15 protein-coding genes are annotated in these 18457 nt (G+C 54.0%); 10 read left to right on the top strand and 5 right to left on the bottom strand.

Annotated elements, in window-relative coordinates; all coding sequences use genetic code 11:
* Positions 1-108 precede the first annotated feature (108 nt).
* From MKZ15_RS19795 to MKZ15_RS19770, 6 genes are all read left to right on the top strand, one after another.
* Positions 109-1077, top strand: a complete 969-nt coding sequence (locus tag MKZ15_RS19795) for an ABC transporter permease subunit (RefSeq protein WP_155607810.1) — start codon at positions 109-111, stop codon at positions 1075-1077.
* A gap of 14 nt (positions 1078-1091) precedes the next feature.
* Positions 1092-2024 carry a carbohydrate ABC transporter permease gene (locus MKZ15_RS19790; protein WP_155607874.1) on the top strand — a complete coding sequence of 311 codons (933 nt, stop codon included), beginning with the start codon at positions 1092-1094 and terminating at the stop codon, positions 2022-2024.
* Between the two features lie 8 nt (positions 2025-2032).
* Positions 2033-3448 carry a family 43 glycosylhydrolase gene (locus MKZ15_RS19785; protein ID WP_339817537.1) on the top strand — a complete coding sequence of 472 codons (1416 nt, stop codon included), beginning with the start codon at positions 2033-2035 and terminating at the stop codon, positions 3446-3448.
* Positions 3449-3539: 91 nt separating this feature from the next.
* Complete coding sequence (locus tag MKZ15_RS19780; RefSeq protein ID WP_155607812.1) at positions 3540-4478, top strand: ArsR family transcriptional regulator; 939 nt, start codon at positions 3540-3542, stop codon at positions 4476-4478.
* A gap of 234 nt (positions 4479-4712) precedes the next feature.
* The gene (locus MKZ15_RS19775; RefSeq protein ID WP_339817535.1) at positions 4713-6464 is read left to right on the top strand and encodes a sugar-binding domain-containing protein; all 1752 of its coding nucleotides are present in this window, start codon (positions 4713-4715) and stop codon (positions 6462-6464) included.
* 23 nt (positions 6465-6487) lie between these two features.
* Entirely contained in the window at positions 6488-7348 is an 861-nt protein-coding gene (locus MKZ15_RS19770) for an MBL fold metallo-hydrolase (protein WP_339817533.1), read from the top strand.
* Positions 7349-7513: 165 nt separating this feature from the next.
* Here MKZ15_RS19770 and MKZ15_RS19765 read toward each other — a convergent pair whose 3' ends face one another.
* Entirely contained in the window at positions 7514-8485 is a 972-nt protein-coding gene (locus MKZ15_RS19765; protein ID WP_339817531.1) for a YafY family protein, read from the bottom strand.
* A 136-nt stretch (positions 8486-8621) separates the two neighbouring features.
* On the opposite strand from MKZ15_RS19765, the gene MKZ15_RS19760 reads away from it, so the two are divergent.
* Positions 8622-9506, top strand: coding sequence for an SDR family oxidoreductase (locus MKZ15_RS19760; protein ID WP_155607816.1), 885 nt, complete (start codon positions 8622-8624; stop codon positions 9504-9506).
* Between the two features lie 64 nt (positions 9507-9570).
* On the opposite strand, the gene MKZ15_RS19755 is transcribed toward MKZ15_RS19760, so the two are convergent.
* Positions 9571-11913 carry a beta-galactosidase gene (locus MKZ15_RS19755; protein ID WP_339817529.1) on the bottom strand — a complete coding sequence of 781 codons (2343 nt, stop codon included), beginning with the start codon at positions 11911-11913 and terminating at the stop codon, positions 9571-9573.
* Positions 11914-12032: 119 nt separating this feature from the next.
* Between MKZ15_RS19755 and MKZ15_RS19750 the strand changes: the two genes are divergently transcribed.
* Positions 12033-12893: a helix-turn-helix domain-containing protein gene (locus MKZ15_RS19750; RefSeq protein WP_339817528.1), complete on the top strand. Its 861-nt coding sequence runs from the start codon at positions 12033-12035 to the stop codon at positions 12891-12893.
* A gap of 260 nt (positions 12894-13153) precedes the next feature.
* On the opposite strand, the gene MKZ15_RS19745 is transcribed toward MKZ15_RS19750, so the two are convergent.
* Positions 13154-13594: a DUF2500 domain-containing protein gene (locus MKZ15_RS19745; RefSeq protein ID WP_239483911.1), complete on the bottom strand. Its 441-nt coding sequence runs from the start codon at positions 13592-13594 to the stop codon at positions 13154-13156.
* A gap of 413 nt (positions 13595-14007) precedes the next feature.
* Here MKZ15_RS19745 and hflX point away from each other — a divergent pair, with 413 nt between their 5' ends.
* Together hflX and MKZ15_RS19735 are read left to right on the top strand one after the other, a co-directional pair.
* Positions 14008-15288, top strand: coding sequence for a GTPase HflX (gene hflX, locus MKZ15_RS19740; protein WP_155607820.1), 1281 nt, complete (start codon positions 14008-14010; stop codon positions 15286-15288).
* Positions 15289-15417: 129 nt separating this feature from the next.
* The gene (locus MKZ15_RS19735; protein ID WP_155607821.1) at positions 15418-15888 is read left to right on the top strand and encodes a GNAT family N-acetyltransferase; all 471 of its coding nucleotides are present in this window, start codon (positions 15418-15420) and stop codon (positions 15886-15888) included.
* Positions 15889-16139: 251 nt separating this feature from the next.
* On the opposite strand, the gene MKZ15_RS19730 is transcribed toward MKZ15_RS19735, so the two are convergent.
* Entirely contained in the window at positions 16140-17759 is a 1620-nt protein-coding gene (locus tag MKZ15_RS19730; protein ID WP_339817523.1) for an ATP-binding protein, read from the bottom strand.
* Positions 17756-18442 (bottom strand): response regulator transcription factor, encoded by a 687-nt coding sequence (locus tag MKZ15_RS19725; RefSeq protein ID WP_155607823.1) that lies wholly within the window; start codon positions 18440-18442, stop codon positions 17756-17758. Before MKZ15_RS19725 ends, MKZ15_RS19730 begins: the two co-directional genes overlap by 4 nt.
* Positions 18443-18457 lie beyond the last annotated feature (15 nt).

Here is an 18457-nt window from a genome sequence, read left to right as displayed (position 1 = left end):
GTACAGCCTGAAAGACATGAAAGATAACGAGGGTGACCGAGCGTAAGTGAGCTTGGGCCCCTCGTTATTGTTTCAGAGAATTCGGAAAGAAGAGTAGGTGATTCGTTCATGGAGATCGTCCGTAAATCAAGAAAAATCGCCCCCGCAGGGGCTCCGAAGCTCAATAACACAAGAAAGACGATCAAAAAGGATCTGAGGAAGAACTGGTTTGTCTACGTGCTGGCCATTCCGGTGGTCGCTTGGTTCCTTGTTTTCTGTTACGGTCCGATGTGGGGCGTTCTCATCGCCTTTAAGGATTATAAGCCGCTGCTTGGATTTGCCGAAAGCGACTGGGTCGGTTTCAAGCATTTCATTGATTTCTTTCAGGGGCCTTACTTTTGGAGGGTCATCAAAAATACGCTTCTCCTGAATGTGTGGGGAATCGTGTTTGGCTTTACGGCCCCGATCATTTTGGCGCTGATGCTTAATGAAATCCGCGACGGAAAATTCAAGAAATCCGTACAAACGATCACGTATATGCCGCACTTCATTTCCTTGGTGGTCGTTTGCGGGATTATTCATATCTTCACGGCAGATGAAGGTGTCGTGACGCAAGTTCTGCAGTGGATTACGGGTAAGGATTACACGTCGCTACTCGGGTACTCTTCCTTCTTTAGGCCGATTTACACGTTCTCCGGCATCTGGCAGAACATCGGCTGGGACAGCATCATTTATCTGGCCGCGATGAGTTCGATCGATCCTGCCTTGTACGAGGCGGCAGAGATCGACGGCATCGGTAGAATCAAAAAGATGTGGTACATTACGCTGCCGCAAATCACTCCGATTATCGTCATCCTGTTTATTTTTGCGATTGGCGGACTGATGGCTTCCGGATACGAGAAAATTATTTTGCTCTACAACCCTCTCACTTACGATACGGCGGACGTGATTGCCTCCTACGTCTATCGCAGGGGCTTGCGAGAGGCCAGTCTCAGCTTCTCAACCGCAGTCGGCTTGTTTAGTGCCATAATCAACTTTGCGCTGTTGTGGGCGACGAACCGAATCGCCAGACGCACTTCGGAGGTGAGCTTATGGTAGAGAAGGGGATGGCCTTGTCCGGTCGCAAAAAGCTGAAGTCCCGGCATTGGAAGCCGAGGTCGACCGGGGATCGCGTCTTTGACGCCATGAACTATACCTTACTGACGGCCATAACGTTGATTTGCTTCTATCCATTGCTGCATATATTGCTCGCCTCCGTCAGCAACCCAACGGCGCTTATGGCACATAGCGGAATCTTATTAAAGCCGCTTGGATTCACGCTGGACGGGTATAAGCTGGTTTTTAAAGATAACAGCCTGCTGGTCGGATACAAAAATACGATCATTTACGTAGGGCTAGGCACGCTGGTCAACATGGTCATGACGATTATGGGCGCTTTCGTCCTATCGAGAAAAGATCTCTACTTCAAAAATTTCATCATGATTCTGATCACGATCACGATGTTTTTTGGCGGCGGGTTAATTCCTTGGTTTCTATTAATGAAAGATATCCATTTGTATAACAATCTGTGGGCCATGATATTACCGACGGCGCTAAGCACATGGAATATCATTATTTTAAGAACGAGCTTCCAGGCTCTGCCGGCTGAGCTGGAGGAAGCGGCAACCATCGACGGCGCGAGCCAGGCAGCCATTTTGATTCGCGTGATTCTGCCGCTGTCCAAGGCTACTTTAGCGGTTATTTTCCTGTACTATTTGGTGGGGAACTGGAACTCCTGGTTTAATGCGATGGTGCTGCTTAAAGATCGGGAGTTGTTCCCGTTGCAATTATTAATGAAGGAAATTTTAGTCGCCAACGACTCCACGGCAACAACGATCGGCAGCGCGGGCGGCGTTGTCATCGACAGTGCCCAAAGCTCGACCGCTTTCCGTGAACTGGTGAAATACTGTGCGATCGTCGTATCCACGGTGCCGATTCTAGTCGTGTATCCCTTCTTGCAGAAATATTTTGTCAAAGGCGTCTACGTCGGGTCGATTAAAGGATGAGCATAAGAATGGAAAAAAGAAGATTCGGAAAAGCGCTGCTGCCTGCCATTTGTTTATTTCTCATTTCGCAGGTAGGGTGTACTGTTTCCGGCACCGGTGGTGCGAAACAGGGCGATTTCTATAATGTCTTGATGCAGGACGGGGCAGACCCATGGGTTTATAAGCATTCAGACGGTTATTATTACTTCACGAAAACGACCGGCAGCGATGTCACGGTTTGGAAAAGCGCCAGCTTGACCGGCGTGGACGCAGCTCCCCGGAGGGTGATCCCGACGGGCGGCCACGGCATCTGGGCTCCCGAGCTTCATTATATCGATGGAGCCTGGTATATCTACTACGCGATGGATGACGGGGACAACGTGAACCACCGCATGTACGTGATGGAGAATACCTCGGCCGATCCCACCCAAGGCGTGTGGAAGCAAAAAGGGCAAATTACCGACTCGACCAACCGTTGGGCGATCGACGGTACGGTGCTGCAGTTGGACGGACAGTTGTATTTGATTTGGTCCGGCTGGGAAGGGGACGTCAATGTCAGTCAAAATCTATACATCGCCCATATGAGCAACCCCTGGACGATCGATTCCGAACGTGTGGAAATCGCTCGTCCGACCTACGCTTGGGAAACGAACCATTCCCCTCTGGTAAATGAAGGTCCGCAAGTAGCGGTTCGGAACGGAACCCTTAATCTTGTCTATTCGGCGAGCGGAAGCTGGACAAACGATTATTGCTTAGGGTTGATCACGGCTGAGGTTGGCAGTGATTTGCTGAATCCAGACTCATGGCACAAGAGGGATGAGCCGATTTTCGTCTCCGGCAATGGGCTGTACGGCCCGGGTCACCATTCCTTCACCACGTCGCCTGACGGTACGGAGGATTGGATCGTTTATCATGTAGCCAAATATAAGGATGCCGGCTGGAATCGGGAAGTGCGGGCGCAGTCTTTTACCTGGAATGAGGATAACACGCCGAATCTCGGCGTTCCCGTTGATCCGAACGTTCCGTTGACCTTGCCTTCCGGCGAGGTGGATCGTACTCGCTATGAAGGTGAGACGGGGATGTTTGGTGAGGGGGTGTCCGTCTTAGAGAGTTCTTCGGGTTCCGATGGAAAGAAGGCGGGGCGGTTCGAGTCGGAGGATGGCTATGCCGAGTACTCTGTTCAAGCAACGGCGGGAGAATATATCCTGTTGGCAAGAACGGCCAACGGGAGCGCTGCCGGAGAAGTATCTTACGTAGAATTAACCGTCAATTCGGAATCGCCCGTCACGCTTGCCGTCCTGCCGAAAGGCTGGGAAAATTGGGGGTTGTCTACCGCGAGAATGCAACTGAAGGACGGGGTGAACAAACTGCGGTTCATCAAGGATCGAGGGGAGTTTGAGCTGGACTCCTTCGACATTATGCCGTTGATGGTTCCGAAACAATGATAAAATTTATGAATATTGATTTATTACAGCTTTTTGTAGTAAAGTCAAGAAAGTAAGATCATTTATTGGGAATACGGATACGGAGGTTCCTATGCTGGAAGTCGGTATACACGAACCGGATAAGCTGGTTCAGGTGGCTCACGCTCTTTCCACGCGTTCCCGCGTGGACATTCTTCGCTTGCTCAACACGCGGAGCATGAATATCATTGAACTTGCCGAGACGTTAGAGCTGCCTGTGTCAACGGTAGCGAATAACGTCAAGGTGCTTGAAGCGGCCAAGCTGATCAATACGGAATTGCTTCCAGCTGTACGCGGAGCGATGAAGGTGTGCAGCCGAAATTATGATGATATTCTCATCTCCTTGAATACGAGCATCCGGACGTCGAAAGACGGGATGAAGTTTTATGAGGTCGAAATGCCGATTGGTCATTACAGCGATTGCGAGGTTCATCCAACATGCGGCATGGCGTCCAGCGAAGGGATGTTGGTTCGGGAAGATGAACCGGCCAGCTTCTACCACCCGAAGCATGTAGCGGCGCAGATTTTGTGGTTTCGCAAAGGGTATGTGGAGTACCAATTTCCGCTGGAGGTTCCGCAAAATGCACGAATACAATCGCTGGAACTGTCGATGGAAATGTGCTCGGAAGCGCCGAACTACGACAATGACTGGCCTTCGGATATCTCCGTTTGGATCAATGGCGTCGAGATCGGCATGTGGACGAGTCCAGGCGACTTTGGGGATCGGCGGGGCACATTAAATCCGTCTTGGTGGGAAGACTGGACGACCCAATACGGCTTGTTGAAAACATGGCGAGTGGACCACGAGCGTACGACATTGGACATGCAAAAGATCTCCGATGTCGCTATTCATGATTTACAGCTCAATCAACGGCCGAGTTTGCGGGTGCGAATCGGCGTCAAGCCAGATGCGATCCATAAAGGCGGCGTTAATCTATTTGGGAAGCAGTTCGGCGATTACGATCAGGATTTAGTTCTTCAGGTCGCTTACACCCTTGATGATGAAACGTAAATCCATTTCCTGATATCATTCAAACCATCGTTTCTTTCTGGAACGATGGTTTTTTATGTTTGCTAAACGATTAGTTACAAAAATACGGTAAAATAAAAATGCCTAATTTTACTGATAAAATGCGTTGTAAGCGTTGACAAGAGTGAGTTTCGGGGATATATTTAGCTTAAATAATACAAGAAATATGTATTAAAACAAAAATTAATAAATATAGTTAGAGGGAGTGGGAAAATAATGAATCCAAATTTGCGCAATGAATACCCCCGTCCTCAGTTTGTCCGCGACACATGGATGAGCTTAAACGGAGAATGGGAGTTTGATTTTGACGATCAAGGAATCGGTGAGCGGGAAGCCTGGTACGAGGGGCATGATTATAGCCGAAAAATCAACGTTCCGTTCTGTTATCAGAGCAAGCTTAGCGGCATCGGCGATCCAGCCGTACATGACCAGGTTTGGTACCGGAGAACGTTTGCCGTCCCGGAGGCTTACAAGGCCGGGCGCCTGTTGCTGCATTTTGGAGCCGTTGATTACGAGGCCAAAGTTTGGGTGAACGGCCAGTTGGTGGCGCTGCATGAAGGCGGACATACGCCGTTTACGGCCGACATCACCGATGTGCTCACCGAAGGGGAGAATATCCTTGTCGTGAAGGCGACGGACTATAGCCGCGATGTTTCTCTTCCGCGAGGCAAGCAATACTGGGAGGACCAGTCGGCGAGCATCTTCTATACGCGGACAACCGGGATCTGGCAAAGCGTGTGGCTCGAGCCGGTTCCGGAGACGCGAATTGAGCGGATTCGGCTGATCCCCGATATCGACAAGAACGACATCGGTCTCGAGGTATTCTTGTCGGGTTACAGCGCGCTGGTCAAGCTGAGTATGAAAGCCGTCATCACTTTTAACGGGGAATTCGTTGCCGAGGATTGCTTCTCCTTGAGTCACGAGTCGGGACGACGGGATATTCACTTGGACGATTTTAATGACCATGGCCTCGGGCGTTGGTGGACGCCGGAACGGCCGAATTTATACGATTTGGAACTCACACTGCTGGTTGACGGAACGGCGGTGGATACGGTTCAAAGTTACTTCGGAATGCGCAAAATTTCCGTGGAAGCGGGCAAACTGCACTTAAATAATCGTTCTTATTATATGAAGCTGGTGCTGGATCAAGGATATTTTCCGGACGGCCTGCTTACCGCGCCAAGCGACGATGATTTACGTAAGGATGTGGAGCTGGTGAAGGAAATGGGGCTCAACGGGGTCCGAAAGCACCAAAAAATCGAAGATCCCCGTTATCTATACTGGGCCGACAAGCTGGGGCTGCTGGTATGGGGGGAGATGGCCAATGCCTACCGATTTACAGAACCCTATGTTGCCCGGGTAACGCGCGAGTGGATGCAGGCCGTCGAGCGGGATTTCAACCATCCCTGCATCGTGGCCTGGGTTCCCCTTAATGAGAGCTGGGGCGTGACTAACATCCTGATCGATAAGCAGCAGCAAAACCACGCATTATCGCTGTACCACCTGACCAAATCGCTGGATCCGACCCGGCCGGTCATTTCCAATGACGGATGGGAACTGGTCTCCACTGATCTTGTGACGATCCACGATTATGAATGGCGCAAGGAGGTACTTGCCGAGCGGTATGCTGACGTCGAGACGGCTTTGGCCGCGCAGCCCGGTAACCGGATGATCCTGGTCCCCGGATTTCCTTACGAGGGGCAGCCGATTCTGGTCACGGAGTTCGGCGGGATTTCCTTTAAGGTAAATGAATGGGAAGGTTGGGGGTACTCGGGAGCGGCAAATGAGGAGGATTTTGCGCTGCGGCTGCAGAATGTTATCTTACCGATGCTGCAATCTCCGGTGGTTCAAGGCTTTTGCTACACCCAGTTTACGGACGTAGAGCAGGAAATCAACGGCCTGCTGACCTACGACCGCAAGCCAAAGCTGCCGCTCGAAACCATTCGTTCGATTGTAGCGGGATCCTAAAGATCAAGGAGTACCTTAACGAAATGATGGAACAGAAGCGAAAAGGAGCCGCATTCATCCGCGAGGTTGCGCGAACGGAACCCCCTCACGGAGCGTTGGCCATTTGGTATCTCGGTCAGGAGAGTGTGATCGTAAAAGGGGACGGGATCACCATTTATGTAGATCCCTATTTCTCGGGCGATCTGGATGACGGCGATTGGCGGCGCACATTTCCCGCACCGATAACGCCGGAAGAGATTCAAGGCGTTGATCTTTGCTTGATTACACATGAACATGATGATCATATGGATGCCAAGACGTTGCCTTGGCTGCATCGGAGCAGTCCGAAAGCGCCGATCGTAGCTCCGGCTTGCTGTAAGCCGGCATTGCTGGAGATGGGCATTTCCGCCCCCGGGCTCATGACCGCGGACGACCGACAGCCGATGGAGCTGTTTTCCAAGCTGCGATTGACGCCGATTGCAGCGGCGCACGAGCAATTGGAACGGGATACGGACGGCGGCCCTCGGTATGTCGGGTACGTCCTGGAGTTAAACGGCGTGACGCTCTATCATGCTGGGGATACGCTGGTTTATCCTGAATTGATCGAGCGTGTCGGCGCCCTGAAGCCGGACATCGCCCTGCTGCCGATCAACGGGCGGGACTACTTCCGACGGCAGCGCGGGATCGTCGGCAACATGGATTACCGGGAGGCGGCTCATTTCGCCCGGGAAATCGGGGTGGACACGGTCATCCCGCTTCATTACGACCTGTTTGCGGTGAATGCGGAGAAACCGGGGCACTTCGTAGATTATATGTATGAGCAGTTTCCCGAGCAGAAATGTCATGTCATGGCCCGGGGCGAGCGATTTGTATACGTTTCGCCGCGCGCATTCCTACAGCCGTAAACGTTTGAAATGAAATAGCCGACCAGGAGTTTTAGAGTTTTCATCCTGGCGGCTGTTTTATTTTAGTAGGTTGATATGCTGGGGGCTCTGGATGGCCGCTTTACACCATTACGGATAATCATGTAAAGCTTCCGGACAGCGAGCGTTGACCTAACGCCCCTCATGTCAACCGTCAGCGTACCTTTCATACAAGGCGACAATCGCCTGTGCCTCGGCCCTCACTCGCTCTCGCAGTTCCGGCGGGTCCAGCACCTCGATGTCCGGGCCGCCTGCCAGGACCACGCCGCAAGCCCAGTTCAGCGTCTGGAAATCGACTTCCGTCTGCAACCAACCTTGATCGTTTGGCCCTTCTGTATGGTTCACCTTGATAAATCGTTCTCTGCGCAGTCGGTTCAGCCCGGACTCGGTCGTCCGTACCCGGGCGAGATATCGGGGCAGCTCCGATTTGAAGCGAGTGGTCGATTGCTCCCAGTACGCTGCGAGATCAAATCCGTCCGGGCGAATGAACGTTTCCTCGAGGATGCGGGCTTCCTCCAGCCGGGAGATGCGGAATGTCCGAAGCTCGCCGTCCGGGTCCTGTTCGGCTGCCAAGTACCATACGTTTCGCTTGGCGATGAGCCCCAAGGGGAGCACGATACGCTGGACGACGTCCTCCTCTTTGCGGTAGCGAATCTGCAGCTTCCGTTGGGTCCATACCGCCTCCTGCACGGCGGACAACCAGGGGAAAGCCTCCTTCGAGGCGTGCCAACCGGCCCCATCGATATGGATGCGTTCGCGGATGAGCTCGGCATCCTGTCGAATCGGTGCGGGGGCGGCGGCCAGCAGCTTTTGGTAAGCGGCCTGAAAATCCCCCTGAATCCCGAGATCCTTCAACAGTTCGTTATGGTTCGTCAACAGCAGAGAGATGATTTCCTCCGGCCGCATGCCGGTCAGGTTCGTTCGGTAACTTTCCGCCAGCACCCAGCCGCCGCGGGAGCCGCGCTCTGCGTAGACGGGGATGCCCGCCGCGCTCAAGGCCTCGATGTCCCGGGCGATTGTCCGCTCCGATACCTCCAGGCGCTCCGCTAGCTGGCGCGAGCTCATCTTTCCACGGTTCTGGAGTAACAGCAGTAGATTTAGCAAGCGATCCGCGCGCATGAAACTTCCTCCTTTGGCTGTAACATGGAATTTGGAATGATTATATCACAGATATAGGACAATAGATGTCATATATACTTTGTTATCCTACAAAGGCACGTGCGAATTTCAAGCTGGAAAGGGAGCGAATGTGACCATGGACAAGAAACCATTAGAAGGAAAAGTGGCCGTTGTTGCCGGGGCAACGCGAGGAGCAGGCCGAGGGATTGCGGTTATGTTGGGAGCGGCCGGAGCGACCGTTTATTGCACTGGACGGAGCGTGCGGGGAGCGGCATCAGACATCGGTCGGACGGAGACCATCGACGAAACGGCGGAGATGGTGACCGCACGTGGCGGCGTCGGGATTGCCGTACGCACGGACCATACGTCGCCGGAGCAGGTTAAGGCTTTGTTCGAGCGAGTGGAGAAGGAGCAGGACGGACGCTTAGATCTTCTGGTCAACGATATTTGGGGCGGCGAAAGCCTCACCCATTGGAACACGCCGTTCTGGGAGCAGCCGCTGGCCGACGGGTTGTTGATGCAGGAGCGGGCCGTCCGAACCCATCTCATTACGAGCTACTACGGGGTGCCGATGATGATCAAGCGGAAGGAAGGGCTGGTCATCGAAATCACCGACGGCTCAACCTACAATTATCGTGGCAACGTGTACTACAGTTTGGCAAAAATCTCACCCATCCACCTAGCCGCTGCCATGGCCGAGGAATTGAAGCCGCATAACGTGACCGCATTGGCGGTGACCCCCGGATTTCTGCGCTCAGAGCAGATGCTGGATTACTTTGGCGTCCAGGAAGCCAACTGGCGGGACGCCATTGAGAAAGAACCGCTATACGCCGAATCCGAAACGCCTTATTTCGTTGGGCAAGCGGTGGCTGCTCTAGCCGGAGATCCGAACGTGCGCGACAAAGCCGGTCGAGCGCTGACCAGTTGGGACCTGTCCGACGAATACGGGTTCAGCGACATCGACGGACGGAAGCCGCATTGGGGTAATTTTGCACGCGAGCGGGGATTGCCGGTGAACTGAGGACACACGAAATGCGCGGGTGCAAGAGAGATTTTTCCTGCACCCGCGCTTGTTGTGTTTCACACTACTCGACCCGCGGCCAGAGACGTGCGGAATAATGGGGAATGATCTGGATATCGTGGATTTTAGCAATTTCGATCCCTTCGAACCGTTCCACATAGGCTTGATTCACGAAGCTGTGCACTGTGCCTTGGCGCAGCGGCGTAACCGAAAGCTGCAGCGGATGGTTCTCCAACTCGTGACAGGCCTGCTTCAGTCCAATCTCCCAAGGTTGTCCGTAATGGATATGATCCGTCAGCATCCGGTCACCGAGGTAGGCGGCCGCCACGTCGCCGTCGTAATCCACCTTCAGCCATACGTCAGCAACGTCGTCCGGCCATTCGGCGGGAATCTCCAGCAGCACTGATCGGTCCGACAGGGAGGTGAGCTTCATCTCAGGCCGATAAGCCGGGAACTTCAAGGTGTACGACCGGAACAGCCCTTCTTCACTCTCTATTTCCTGCAACTCCCCCGTGCTGCTCCATAATCCGGCTGATGGGTCAGGAGCGGGAAAAAGGGATAAGGTCACGTTGTTATGTCCTGGGGAGGTGCAAATGAGCTGCCCATCCTTCATCGCTAGATGGCTCGTGCTGAGGACGAGCGTATCTTGGCCCCACAGCCCGTCGAACCGATAAGTTTGCAACGCTTCTTCTCGGGTTAAGGTCACTAGTCGTACCGCTCTGCCCTCTGCCGTCTTAACGAGGATTTGGTGCTGTTGACCGGGCGTTGGGCGAACCATCCAATGGGCGTCATCTTCACTTACAACGCCGCTGCCGTTGCCGGCTTCGACTGAAGATACTGAGGTTTTGCGAAGCACAATCTCGGGTTCCATCCCGTCATGGGCATAGAACACCAGCACCGTTTCGTTCCCTGCTTCAAGCCGGGTCAGCAGCTGCGCGGTTGCGCTCGCAATGAACAATCCATCCAGCTTCAGGTTGAACGGCAGGATGACGCCAAGTCCGCTCCGAAGTGTGAGCTCGCCGGTATGAGGGAACAACGCCTTCCCCTGAGGCGTATCCAATTCAATTCGCAGCCGGCGATCTGGCAGCTCGACATGATCCTGGAAATTGTTCAGGAACACAAATCCAGAACCGTCCTTTTGCCGAACGCACCAACGAACGCGCTCGGTATCCTCAGGGGTGATTGGCTCTTGACCATCGGGCAGCAGGGTGCCCATCGGAGCTAACCATCGTCCGAAGGATTGCAGAAACAGCGAGATCGCACGGATACGATCATACGATTCGCCAACCCGACCGAACTCACCTAAAGGCGATTGATAATCGTAGGTGATTTTCGGTAAACCGGATTCGTTCAGGAACGTCTTTTGACCCACGGGATTAGAGCCGCCATGGTACATGTAATACCCCAGCAAATTGCTGCCGCTTGCCAGCTTCACCAGTGTCATCGCTTCGACGCTGTCAGCCGGCACGTAAGGCCGGGCCTTGTAGCTGACCTGCATACCGCCTGCCATTTCGCAATAGGCCACCGGGTACTCCATGCTGTCGTAATTCACTGGCTCGGCGGGTGTAACATGCAGATCCTGGAACAGATACTCCCGGCTCGGCGGTTGGTTTGGGATCCACGGCGTATAGGCGTACCCGGCGAGCATCGGTAACGTGCCCTCCTCTGGGACCGCTGCCCCGCCCCAAGCGGTTGCAGTGAAGAATAACGGACGGATTCCCACATCCACCGCAATCCGGCGTAATTCCGCCAAATGCTCGTTGCCTCCGGTTCCTGCGGTGACGTATTTGTCGCCGCTGTATCCCCAAGCGTCTAACGGCGCGCCGGCGTGCATATACTCGTTCTCCAACTGCACGGCGATCACCGGGCCGCCTTCCTGATAATAGGTGCCTTGAACTTGCCGTGAAATTTCGCGGTACAAACGTCTGGAAAGCGTTAAATATCGTTCATCATTGGAACGAACCTCCAACGGATAGCGGAATACCCAATCAGGGATGCCGCCATTACGGACTTCGCCGTGGCAGAACGGTCCGATCCGTAAAATCAGCGGCAGCTCATGTTTGGCGCAGAGGTCAATGAAATGCCGCAAATTGCGGTTACCGCTCCAATCGAACACGCCTTCTTCTTCCTCGTGGTAATTCCAGAAAACGTAGGTTGCGACGAGATGAACGCCGCCGGCTTTCATTTTCAGCAACTCTTCCTCCCAATGCAAATAAGAGAAACGGGAAAAATGAAACTCCCCGACGACGGGAATAAAAGGCTCTCCGTTGCGGGTCACATAGAAGTTCGTAAATCCAAACGATTCTCCTTTGGGGTTGCTTCCCGCCTGCAGGGCAAGCTTGCCGGGACGGATCGTTTTGTTGGCTTGTCCGATATCGAGTTTTAAGACCGTGTTTGCGTTTTTCATTGGGAAAACTGCCTCCTGAAGGATATAAGATCCGATGGATCATGTTGTATCTGGAAGTGGGCGTCCACATCGGTTATATTCATTTTAGATGTTTATCGCCGGATGAAGGAAGAGAGGATATGGCTAAAAAACCGACGAATTATGCTATTAACGAGGAGCGCCCCTATGGAATCCTGATTTCCGGGCATTATGCGGAAACCGCGGATTATTCGATTCACCGCCCACCCGATCCTGTTGGTTGGTTGTTGATGTATACGCTAACCGGAGAGGGTCAAGTTCATGTCGCCGGGGAAGTAGTTGCGCCATGCTGTCCAGGAGACGCGGTCATCCTGCTGCCCGGTTTGCCTCATCACTACAGCACGGCGGGAGCGAGGTGGGAGTTTATTTGGGTTCATTTTATCCCGGACCCCTCCTTTCGCCCATGGTTGAACCTTCCGCAACAAACGGAGGGCATCGTCCGTTTACAGGTTGACGGCAGTCCTGGGCGTAACGGCTTCGCCGAAGCCCTTCAGCGGATGGTTCGGTACAGCAGCTCGGGCGGAAACTCCGAGCTCCATCACCGATTGGCGGAGCTGGCGTTAGAGGAAGCGTTGTTGTTACTCCGCGCGGAGGTTGCCAAGGACAGCAACGAAGCCGCTATTGATCCAAGAATTGCCGATGTCGTCGGATATTTGCGGGAGTCTTATCGCGAGCGAGTAAGCATTCCGGACCTGGCCAAGCGCAGCTGCATGTCGCCTTCCCGGCTGTCGCATCTGTTCAAAGAGCAGGTAGGGGATACGATCATCGGCACCGTCAACAAGATCCGCCTGGAAAAAGCAGCTCAGCTGCTGGCCTTTACCACGCGACAAGTGGCGGAGATTGCCGGGGATGTCGGCATCGACAGTCCAGACCATTTCGCTCGAATGTTCTGCCAGGTTTACGGGGAGACCCCGTCAGGATATCGCAAACGCAAGCGGGCCGGTATTCAGACTGAAACTTAAGGGAAAGGTTGAAATAGCGTTAAGCCTTAACCTTATTGGGCCTAATTGAGCATCAACCACGTGAAATAGAGTGAATCATTCACCTTATTTCATAGGTGGAGCACGGAAAAGTGGTGTTTCGGAGTAAATAGCGTGATGAAATGTTCTTATAGCTCGATTTTAGCTGTAATTCTGCGAAATAGGATGATTATATAACGCTATCTTAGAAGGCAAAGGAGGTGCCCCAAAATCATACTTGGGACACCTCTTTTTGCTTCCAATTAGTACGTGCCGCTACTTGGACGTTGCGCCGTATCGCGCTCGAACGCCACAATCCAATCGCCCTGGACGGCGGCATAACCGACATCGCCTTCGGCGACGAGGCCGTACAAATTCTTCACGTCTAAATATTCCTGGCGGCTGCCGTTATCAAACTCCAACGTGATGTAATAGTACGTCCGGGAAGAGGAGCTATGCATCGCATGGTTATCATTCATGTGACTGGAGCTGTGTTGCACGTCCATTCGTTTAGAGACGATTCGTGCATATCTCGTATCCCGCGGGGAGCGGGCGTTTTTGGCGTAACGGACCCCATTGGAAACCAATAGCACTATGAAGATAACAAAGAATATGACCATAAATACAGGAACGATCGTAAACATAATATCGCCCCCGCCCCCGAAACCGCCTCCGCCAAACGGAGAGGGATCGAATCCACCCATAGGTTCCGCCTCCTTTTCTTCCTTATATACGCGAAAAAGGAAATATTGTTTCAGGCTACCCCAGGTGGACGGACTTCCCTGGATTGTGAACGAATACGAATTGTGATAAACTGGAATCACTATGAAAAGAACGGAGGGTTCCCCGTGTTGTACATTAAATTCCGTTTTACCACTTTGCGCGGCTAATTGAATACTGCCAAAGGCTCTGCACCTGTGCAGGGTGAACGGGATAGGTGTGCTATGATAAAGGGAACCGCATGGAACCTTAGAATAGAATATACCTGATTTGGCCGGGAACGCGGACGGGGATCGATATCCCAAGTTTGCGGGTTTCGGGCTGTTTTGGGAACCGTTTGCGTAAACACAGGTGCCGTGCCTGTGTTTATTTTTTTCCTAAAGGGAGGAACTCAGATATGACGGAACAACAAACATTGGAGCAAAAAGCCATCTTGGTTGGCGTAAATTTGAATCATCAGGCGGATTTCGACTATTCCATGGAAGAGTTGGCTAATTTGACGGAGGCTTGCGACATTGAAGTCGTTGGCGTGCTTACGCAAAATCTGCCTAAGGTTACCCCGTCGCATTATATCGGGACGGGCAAAATCGAAGAGGTGCGGGCGCTCATGGAAGCGCACGAAGGGAATCTCGTCATCTTCAACGACGAGTTGTCCCCGTCGCAGCTCCGCAACCTGGAGTCCGATCTGCAGTGCAAGGTCATTGACCGAACGCTGCTGATCCTGGATATTTTTGCGGAGCGGGCCAAAACCCGCGAGGCTCAGCTTCAGGTCGAGGTGGCCCGGCTGAAGTACATGCTGCCGCGGCTGATCGGGCTGCGGGAATCGCTAGGACGCCAGAGCGGCGGGGTCGGCACAAAGAACCGCGGTGCGGGGGAAACGAAGCTGGAACTCGACCGTCGGCGAATCGAGGAGAAAATCACCGCGCTCAGCCGCGAACTGGAGACGCTGGTTGCCCACCGCCAAACGCAGCGCAAGCAACGCAAGAAGAACGACGTGCCCGTCGTATCGCTTGTCGGGTATACCAACGCCGGCAAATCGACGATCATGAATGCGCTGCTGGAGACGTACAGTCCCGGTCAGGAGAAGCAGGTGCTCGAGAAGGATATGCTGTTCGCCACGCTGGAGACGTCCGTCCGCAATATCCCGCTGGAGGATAACAAGGCGTTTCTCCTGACGGATACGGTTGGATTTGTGAGCAAGCTGCCGCATCATCTGGTCAAGGCGTTCCGATCTACGCTGGAGGAGGTCTCCGAAGCCGATCTGCTGATTCACGTCGTCGATTATTCCAACCCGGAATTTGCAAGGATGATCGAAATCACCCATCAGACGTTAAAAGAAATCGGCATCACCGATATCCCGGCGATCTATGCCTATAACAAGTCCGATCGGACGGATCAGGCAATCCCTGACGTACAAGGAGACATCATCTATCTCGCGGCCAAACCTCGCATCGGGATCGCCGAGCTGGTGAATGAAATTCGCGGCCGGATTTTCAAAGACTACATCAAATGTACGATGCTGATTCCTTTCGATAAAGGATCGCTGGTGTCTTATCTGAACGAGCACGCCAATGTGCTGGATACGAGTTATGAAGCCGAAGGGACGAAGCTGGCTTTGGAGTGCCGGCAGAGCGACTACGGAAGATACCAGGAGTATGTGATCGAAGCGTCAGAATGACGGGAGATAGATAGGTGCCTGGGTCCGGGGCGATGCGCGGCGATCGTTTCGAAAACGGTTGTCGGATGAGTGGGGAAGACGTATAATAGCCCTCAAAACACGTCTTTCTAACAAAGGAGATCAACAAACATGTCCGATATGTTAGTAAAATTATACGATCTGCCCCCGTTCGAATCGGTGGAGCAGTACGAGGCGCGTACCGGGATCACCATCCGCCGGGCCCTTGCCCCGGAGAAGCACGTGGTCTCGAAATGGGTGGGCGAGCACTTCGATATGCGCTGGGTCAGCGAATGCGAAGTGGGGTTCGCCCGCGCGCCGATTACCTGCATCATCGCCACGGAGAACGGCAAGCTGCTTGGGTTCGCCTGCTACGATACCACGATGAAAGGGTTCTTCGGACCGACCGGTGTCGATGAGCAAGAGCGAGGCCGGGGCATTGGCAAACAACTGCTGCTCTATACGCTCTATCTGATGCGAATGGACGGATACGGTTATGCCGCGATCGGCGGAGCGGGCCCGAAGGATTTCTACGCCAAGGCGACCGGCGCGGTCGTCATCGAGGGCTCGGAGCCCGGAATATACAAAGGGATGCTGCGATAATGCAGCATCCCTTTTTTTGTAGCCATTGTAACGGACTTCAGAGACGTTATTAGCAGCAACGGCACGTTTTCGTAAATCTAACGGACTGAGATAACGTTATTCTGCTCCAATGGGTTACCAATCCACTAACTGGAGCTGAATAACGGCATTGGGGTCCGTTACACCGGGAAATGTCTGGGAAATAGGCCAATAACGTCATTACGGTCCGTTAGCCGTTAACCTGCATAGCTTCCGCATAGCTTCCGCTCCCGCTAGACTGCCGGCAGCGTCACCTTGAAGGCCGTGCCCTGGCCCAGCGCGCTGTCGACTTCGATGGCGCCGCCGTGGGCTTCGACGATCGATTGCGAGATCGACAGCCCAAGTCCGGCCCCGCCTTGACTGCGCGTGCGGGAGGCGTCGATGCGGTAAAACCGCTCGAACACATGCGACAGATGCTCGGCAGCGATCCCGGGGCCGTTGTCCCGCACCTCCAGCTGGGCCCAGCTCGGCAAGCCTGATAGACATACAGTGATCGTCCCTTGCCGTGGGTCGGTGTGCTGCACCGCGTTATGGAACAGGTTCAGAACCACCTGTTTGATCTTGTCGCAATCGCACATCGCGGTCAGCCCCGGCTGGAGTTCGAACCGCACCTCGCGCTCCCCGGCCAGCATCCGTAGATGCGGTTCCATCTCCGCGATCACCTCGTCCAGCCGCACTTGTGTCCGCTGGACGACCGGGGTTCGGTCAAGCTTGGCAAGCGTCAACAGGTCCTCGACCAGCTTCTTCATTCGCTGCGATTCGCCCAGCATGCTGTTCAACGCAGTGTGCAGCTGCTCCGGCCGGTTTGCTGCTCCTCGCAGCAACACCTCCAAGAAGCCGTGTATTGAAGTGAGCGGCGTCCGCAGCTCATGGGAAGCGTCGGCCACGAACCGGCGCATCTGTTCCTTGGCTTCGCGCTCGGCTTCGAACGATTCCTCCAGCCGTTCCATCATCCCGTTAAAGGAGACGCCTAGTCGATCGATTTCCGATTGGCCGGATGCGGCCGTGAATCGGTTGCCGAGATTGCCGGCATTCGTATCTTCCACGGTGTGAACCATTTGGTTCAGCGGCGTTAAGGCCCGGCGTAAGATCGGCAGATATAGCGCTAGTCCGCCGGCTAGCGCCAGAAGAGAGAGTCCTACGAACGTCAGCAGTTGGCGCATCACGACTTCGCGCAGTGGCGCAGTATAGGTGCCCATTTGTACGAGCCAGGATTTCTCGCCTTGTTCACCCGGCAAACCGACAGAACGAAAGACAACCAACTGTTCCTTTCCGTCCTCATCCTCGATGACATGGTAACCCGTCGGACCCGGTCGCCCGAGCGTGTCTCCTTCGAACAAGGCGGCATATTCGGCATCGGTAAGACGGGGTGCAGCTACGCCGGATTCGGCGTTTAAGTCGATGAACCCGCTGTCGCTGTTGATGATTGCCAGCGAGGTGTCAGGGATAAACAATTGCGGAGGACGCCCGTCATTTTCTTCTCCGCCCCCTTCTCCGATACTGGCTTTATCGCCACTCGTCCCGATCCCGCCGGCATCCGCCTCCGGCTTCGGCGCGCCCCTATGCTCGGCGGGTTGCCCTGCCCGCGTGAATACGTCCCGGAGCGGGCCGCGCATCTGCGAGACCATCGTTTCGGCTTGGTTCTTATATAAGAAGTCTTTCATGATCACGTATTGAAATACACCGATCAGAATCAGGAGCGCGGCTAGCAACAGCAGGGATCGGGATAGCAGCTGAAAGCGAAGCGAGCTCGGGGAGAAGCGGCTTCGCAGCCCTCTGATCAACCGCTTCCCAGCGAAAGCGAACCGCTTTCCGCCAGTCTTTGTCCGGCTTCCGCCGGCAAGGGGCTTCATGGCAGATCGACGCGGTAGCCCGCGCCCCGCAGCGTTCGGATCAGTCGATGCTCCTGATCATTCAATTTTTCGCGGAGAGAGCGAATGTAGACCTCTACGATATTCTCCTCGCCGCCGAAGTCGTAACCCCAGACTTTATCCAAAATCGTCGTTTTGCTCAAGACGATCCCATGGTTAAGCACCAAATATTTCAACAGTTCGTATTCGGTAGGGGATAATTCCAGCACTCGCTCCGAATACGAAATTTCCTTGCGGCGATCGTTCAGGCGGAACGGGCCGATAGCCACTTCGCCGAACAGCGCCGGAAACTGATTACGCAAACGCGCACCGATCCGGGCCAGCAGCTCCTCGAAGCTGAACGGTTTAACGACGTAATCGTCCGCGCCAAGGGTCAGCCCCTTGACTCGATCCTCCACCTCATCCTTCGCCGTCAGCATGATGATAGCCACGTTCTCGCCGTTCTTCCGCAGGAGCCGGCAAACTTCCCAGCCGTCCATCCCCGGCATCATCACGTCCAGCACGATGACGTGCGGTTGAAACTCGGCTGCGATCGCGACCGCGTTCATGCCGTCGCCGGCAGTACGCACCTCAAAACCTTCGTTTTGCAGCCCCAACTCGAGGAACTGTACAATATGAGGTTCATCGTCAACTAGCAGCACTTTTGCCCCTTTGACTTGGTTCATTGAAATCATCCCCCT

The organism is Paenibacillus sp. FSL R7-0216 (assembly GCF_037969915.1).
In the GTDB taxonomy this organism is placed as follows: Bacteria; Bacillota; Bacilli; order Paenibacillales; family Paenibacillaceae; genus Fontibacillus; species Fontibacillus rhizolycopersici.
The sequence above is the reverse complement of the archived record's forward strand: the minus strand, read 5'-3'. Positions and strand labels throughout refer to the sequence as shown.

Bases quoted from the DNA above. Each gene is read 5' to 3' on its own strand.
- MKZ15_RS19795 (WP_155607810.1), top strand. From the start codon at position 109: ATGGAGATCGTCCGTAAATCAAGAAAAATCGCCCCCGCAGGGGCTCCG.
- MKZ15_RS19785 (WP_339817537.1), top strand. From the start codon at position 2,033: ATGGAAAAAAGAAGATTCGGAAAAGCGCTGCTGCCTGCCATTTGTTTA.
- MKZ15_RS19780 (WP_155607812.1), top strand. From the start codon at position 3,540: ATGCTGGAAGTCGGTATACACGAACCGGATAAGCTGGTTCAGGTGGCT.
- MKZ15_RS19775 (WP_339817535.1), top strand. From the start codon at position 4,713: ATGAATCCAAATTTGCGCAATGAATACCCCCGTCCTCAGTTTGTCCGC.
- MKZ15_RS19770 (WP_339817533.1), top strand. From the start codon at position 6,488: ATGATGGAACAGAAGCGAAAAGGAGCCGCATTCATCCGCGAGGTTGCG.
- MKZ15_RS19765 (WP_339817531.1), bottom strand. From the start codon at position 8,485: ATGCGCGCGGATCGCTTGCTAAATCTACTGCTGTTACTCCAGAACCGT.
- MKZ15_RS19760 (WP_155607816.1), top strand. From the start codon at position 8,622: ATGGACAAGAAACCATTAGAAGGAAAAGTGGCCGTTGTTGCCGGGGCA.
- MKZ15_RS19755 (WP_339817529.1), bottom strand. From the start codon at position 11,913: ATGAAAAACGCAAACACGGTCTTAAAACTCGATATCGGACAAGCCAAC.
- MKZ15_RS19750 (WP_339817528.1), top strand. From the start codon at position 12,033: ATGGCTAAAAAACCGACGAATTATGCTATTAACGAGGAGCGCCCCTAT.
- MKZ15_RS19745 (WP_239483911.1), bottom strand. From the start codon at position 13,594: ATGGGTGGATTCGATCCCTCTCCGTTTGGCGGAGGCGGTTTCGGGGGC.
- hflX (WP_155607820.1), top strand. From the start codon at position 14,008: ATGACGGAACAACAAACATTGGAGCAAAAAGCCATCTTGGTTGGCGTA.
- MKZ15_RS19735 (WP_155607821.1), top strand. From the start codon at position 15,418: ATGTCCGATATGTTAGTAAAATTATACGATCTGCCCCCGTTCGAATCG.
- MKZ15_RS19730 (WP_339817523.1), bottom strand. From the start codon at position 17,759: ATGAAGCCCCTTGCCGGCGGAAGCCGGACAAAGACTGGCGGAAAGCGG.
- MKZ15_RS19725 (WP_155607823.1), bottom strand. From the start codon at position 18,442: ATGAACCAAGTCAAAGGGGCAAAAGTGCTGCTAGTTGACGATGAACCT.